Here is a 4562-nt window from a genome sequence, read left to right as displayed (position 1 = left end):
ATTATTATTTACCTTATTTAATTAAATTATTCCTATTTTTCTTTTAAATACTACATTTTTCTTTTAGATTTCATCTACTGACACACACGGTTAAGTTTGTGTTTCTAAATATGATTTTTATGCAATTTCTATTTAATTGTATATGTACGAAAATAACTGTCTATCTTAATAATAAGGTTATATATAAGTTTCAAATATTTAAATTAAAAATTTATAAATTTATCTCTTAATATTTCCCCTATAATCTATGATATAATTTAAAACTACTTATTCACTTAAATGTTTTTTAATGATAACTATAACTTCATATATATTATAGTTATTAAAATTTCTCGAAATAATTAATATAATAAGTTCTTAAATTTATAATTTTTATAACAAGAAATCTAATCTATACATTAGGATTGATGTTGTATTACCATATTGACTTTATTTTTTCCTATTATTAGTTTAAAATAGTATATAAATACTATATAAAATGTAAATTAATAAATAATTTCACATTTTAATTAAATATTATATTTTAACTATGCTATTATTTTAATTTTTATAATTGGTTTATAATAACAATTAATATATTAATGTAATATTGTATTCATAAAATTTTTTTAAAGAAAGGTATGTGTATTATGACTAAAGAAATGAATTCATCTAACTTTATAAAAAATATAGTAATCGACGACTTAAAAAATGGTAAACATGATTCTATTTTAACTCGTTTTCCACCTGAACCTAACGGTTACTTACATATAGGTCACGCTAAATCTATAGTTTTAAACTTCGAATTAGCCGACGAGTTTAAAGGAAAAACAAATCTAAGATTTGATGATACTAATCCTACTAAAGAAGATACTGAATATGTTGAATCTATAAAAGAGGATGTTCAATGGTTAGGTTTTGATTGGGATAATTTATATTTTGCATCTGACTATTTTGAAGAAATGTATGATAGAGCTATTTTATTAATAAAAAAAGGTAAAGCATATGTTTGTGACTTAACATCAGATGAAATGAGAGAATATAGAGGTACTCTAACATCACCTGGAAAAGAAAGTCCATATAGAAATAGATCTATAGAGGAAAACTTAGATTTATTCGGGAAAATGAGAAATGGTGAATTTAAAGATGGTGAGAAAGTTTTAAGAGCTAAAATAGATATGGCATCTCCAAACATAAATATGAGGGATCCTATAATATACAGAATTGCTCATTCAACACATCATAATACTGGAGATAAGTGGTGTATATATCCAATGTACGACTATGCTCATCCATTAGAAGATGCTATAGAAGGCATTACTCATTCAATTTGCACTTTAGAATTTGAAGATCATAGACCTTTGTATGATTGGGTTGTAAATGAATGTGAAATGTTAGCAAAACCTCAACAAATTGAATTTGCAAGATTAAATATAACTAATACTGTTATGAGTAAGAGAAAATTAAAAATGTTGGTTGATGAAAATGTTGTTGATGGATGGGATGATCCTAGAATGCCAACTATAGCTGGTTTAAGAAGAAAAGGATATACTCCTGAATCTATAAGAAACTTCTGTAGAGCTATTGGAGTTGCTAAAGCTGCTTCCACTGTAGATAGTCAAATGCTTGAATATTTTATAAGAGAAGATTTACATTCTAAAGCACCAAGAGCAATGGCAGTTTTAAAACCATTAAAATTAGTTATAACTAATTATCCAGAAGGCCAAGTAGAGATGCTACCTATAGAAAACAATCCTGATAATGAAAATGCTGGAGTAAGACAAGTACCATTTTCTAGAGAATTATATATTGAACAAGAAGATTTTATGGAGAATCCTCCTAAAAAATACTTTAGATTATTCCCTGGAAATGAAGTAAGACTAAAAGGAGCATACTTTGTTAAATGTAATGAAGTTATAAAAGATGCTGATGGTAATGTAACAGAAATTCGTTGTACTTATGATCCTGAAACTAAAAGTGGTACTGGATTTACAGGAAGAAAGGTAAAAGGAACAATCCATTGGGTTGATGCTAAAGCTGCAATTCCTGCTGAATTCAGACTATATGAGCCTTTAATTCTTGATAATGAAACAGAAGAAGAAAAACATTTCTTAGAACAAATAAATCCTAATTCATTAGAAGTTTTAAATGGATTTATTGAGCCAAGTTTTAAAGATTCCAAAGCACATGATAAATATCAACTATTTAGACATGGATACTTTAATGTTGATCCGAAACTAACTTCTGAAGATAAGCTTGTATTTAATAGAATAGTTTCATTAAAAAGCTCATTTAAATTAAATAAATAGATTAAAACACTAGCAAAGTTTAATTTGCTAGTGTTTTTTATTAAAGAGATATAAATTCATTAAATCTAGTTTTTACTTTTTCTTCTCCCATTATTTGCATTATAGTATATAAATCTGGCGTATTAGCTCTATGAGTTAATGCAGCTCTAACTGATCCTGCTACATCTGAAACCATACCTTTATAGGCTTCAGGATCCTTTTTAAATGCTTTTCTATCTGTAGCATAACCTAATTCAACTGCTACAGCTTTTAATTCTTCAAACCATGTATCTTTATCGGTATTAAAATTATATGCTTTTGAATAAGCCTCTATAATCCTTTGTGCTTCAGTTAATTCTACTTTTTTTGGAAGTTCTATATTATCAATTCCATCGTTCTTAAATAATTCATCAAAGAAAAAGAATATTTTTTCTTTAACATCATTCCATTTAGCGAAATCTTTTCTAGGTTTAGGTCCTTCTTTATCTATATTAAATACTTCTTTACACATATTTTCATTTGAAGTAACTAATTCATACATTTCTTTATTATATTCTTTAGCCCAATTTGTATAATAATCATAAACAACATCTGCTTTTAATCTGCATATAACATTTTTACTTACATCATTTAGTTTTACTATATCAAACAAAGCTCCACTTTTACTCATTTTATCTAAAGATACTTTAAACTCATGATAATCTGCAAATGGATTTTCTTCTCTCCACTCTTCAAATGTTGAATTTATTATATTTAATAAATATTCAATAACTGATATCATCGGATATCCTTCTTCATCATAATAACTTACTGCACTTTCTGCATCTTTTCTTTTAGAAAGTTTTCTTTTAGATCCTCCATCTTGCTTCATAATAGTTGGAGTATGTGCATATTCTGGTTTTTCAAATCTAAGAACATCAAATAATTGTACATGTATAGGAAGTGATGAAAGCCACTCCTCTCCTCTTATTACTGTAGTAGTTCCCATTAATGCATCATCTATTGCGTGAGCAAAATGATATGTTGGAAGTCCATCTGATTTTATTATAACAATATCTTGATTATTTTCTGGGAATGATATGTCTCCCTTTATTAAATCGTGAAACTCTACTCTTTTTTCTGAATTGCCTGGTGATTTTAATCTTATTATGTATCGTTCACCATTATTTATTTTTTCTAAAGCCTCTTCTGTTGATAAATTTCTGCAACTAGCATATTCACCATAATAACCAGGAGTTAATTTTTCTGATATTTGATTTTCTCTTAATTTTTCTAAGTCCTCTGATGTACAAAAACATGGATATGCAAGACCCTTAGCTATTAAATCTTTAGCAAAAGTTTTATATATTTCGCTTCTTTCGCTTTGTCTATATGGACCATAGTCACCCTTTGAAGTGTTATCTCCTGTCATACCTTCTGTAAAGTCTAATCCAAATTTATGCATTGTTTTTATTGTATCTTCTATAGCACCTTCTACTTCTCTTTTTTGATCTGTATCTTCTATTCTTAAAAAGAATACTCCTTCACTTTGGGTTGCTATTCTTTCATCTATTAATGCTGAAAATACACCACCTATATGTTGAAATCCTGTTGGACTTGGCGCATATCTTGTAACTTTAGCTCCTTCTTTTAAGTTTCTTTTTGGATATTTGTCAATATAAAATTTTGGATTCTTATCAATATTAGGGAAAATAGCATTTGCTAATGATTGTAAATTCATATTACTCATCCTTTCAATTATTTATTAAAATTTAAAATAAAAAAACCTTTCATCCTAAAATTATAGGACGAAAGGTTATATTCCGCGTTACCACCTAGATTGACTAAACTTTAAATTTAGTCCTCTCAATCTTTATAAGGGAAGAATCCCATAAGCTTACTCCATAAAAAATGATTTTCGGCTTATAGCTCTAGAGCTTCTTTTCATTATCTCAATTTACTAAGTTTCCACCATCCTTAGCTCTCTATAAAACATTTGATAATTACTTTTCTCCTTCATCACATAATATTTAATTCTTATTTAATTATATATTGCAATAATCATATTGTAAACATATATTTATTAGTTTTCCTCTTTTTGTATAAATTATTCTGATTAAATAAAAAAAGAAGTAGATATTCTACTTCTATGTTTCCAAAATGGCTCCGCGAAAAGGATTCGAACCTTCAACCTATCGGTTAACAGCCGAGTGCTCCACCGTTGAGCTATCGCGGAATATTACCTGGCAACAACCTACCCTCCCACACAGTCACCCGTGCAGTACTCTCGGCGTCTAGAGGCTTAACTTGCCTGTT

General features: G+C 27.9%; 2 protein-coding genes, 1 tRNA gene and 1 other annotated feature. Of the genes, 1 reads left to right on the top strand and 2 read right to left on the bottom strand.

Annotation, left to right across the window (positions count from 1 at the left end):
- Nucleotides 1-629 precede the first annotated feature (629 nt).
- Nucleotides 630-2288 carry a glutamine--tRNA ligase/YqeY domain fusion protein gene (locus AZI32_RS16790; RefSeq protein ID WP_061997082.1) on the top strand — a complete coding sequence of 553 codons (1659 nt, stop codon included), beginning with the start codon at nt 630-632 and terminating at the stop codon, nt 2286-2288.
- Nucleotides 2289-2328: 40 nt separating this feature from the next.
- On the opposite strand, the gene gltX is transcribed toward AZI32_RS16790, so the two are convergent.
- Complete coding sequence (gltX, locus tag AZI32_RS16785) at nt 2329-3987, bottom strand: glutamate--tRNA ligase (protein ID WP_061997080.1); 1659 nt, start codon at nt 3985-3987, stop codon at nt 2329-2331.
- Between the two features lie 60 nt (nt 3988-4047).
- Nucleotides 4048-4275 (bottom strand) — a binding site (T-box leader).
- A gap of 132 nt (nt 4276-4407) precedes the next feature.
- Nucleotides 4408-4482 (bottom strand) — tRNA-Asn (locus AZI32_RS16780).
- Between the last annotated feature and the right edge of the window lie 80 nt (nt 4483-4562).

The sequence above is a fragment of the Clostridium sp. ATCC 25772 genome (genome assembly GCF_001573875.1).
Lineage (GTDB): Bacteria > Bacillota > Clostridia > Clostridiales > Clostridiaceae > Clostridium_J > Clostridium_J senegalense.
This window is presented reverse-complemented; position numbering and strand designations above follow the sequence as displayed.

Excerpts from the sequence above, each read along its gene's own strand:
- AZI32_RS16790 (WP_061997082.1), top strand. The coding sequence starts at position 630 with ATGACTAAAGAAATGAATTCATCTAACTTTATAAAAAATATAGTAATC.
- gltX (WP_061997080.1), bottom strand. The coding sequence starts at position 3,987 with ATGAATTTACAATCATTAGCAAATGCTATTTTCCCTAATATTGATAAG.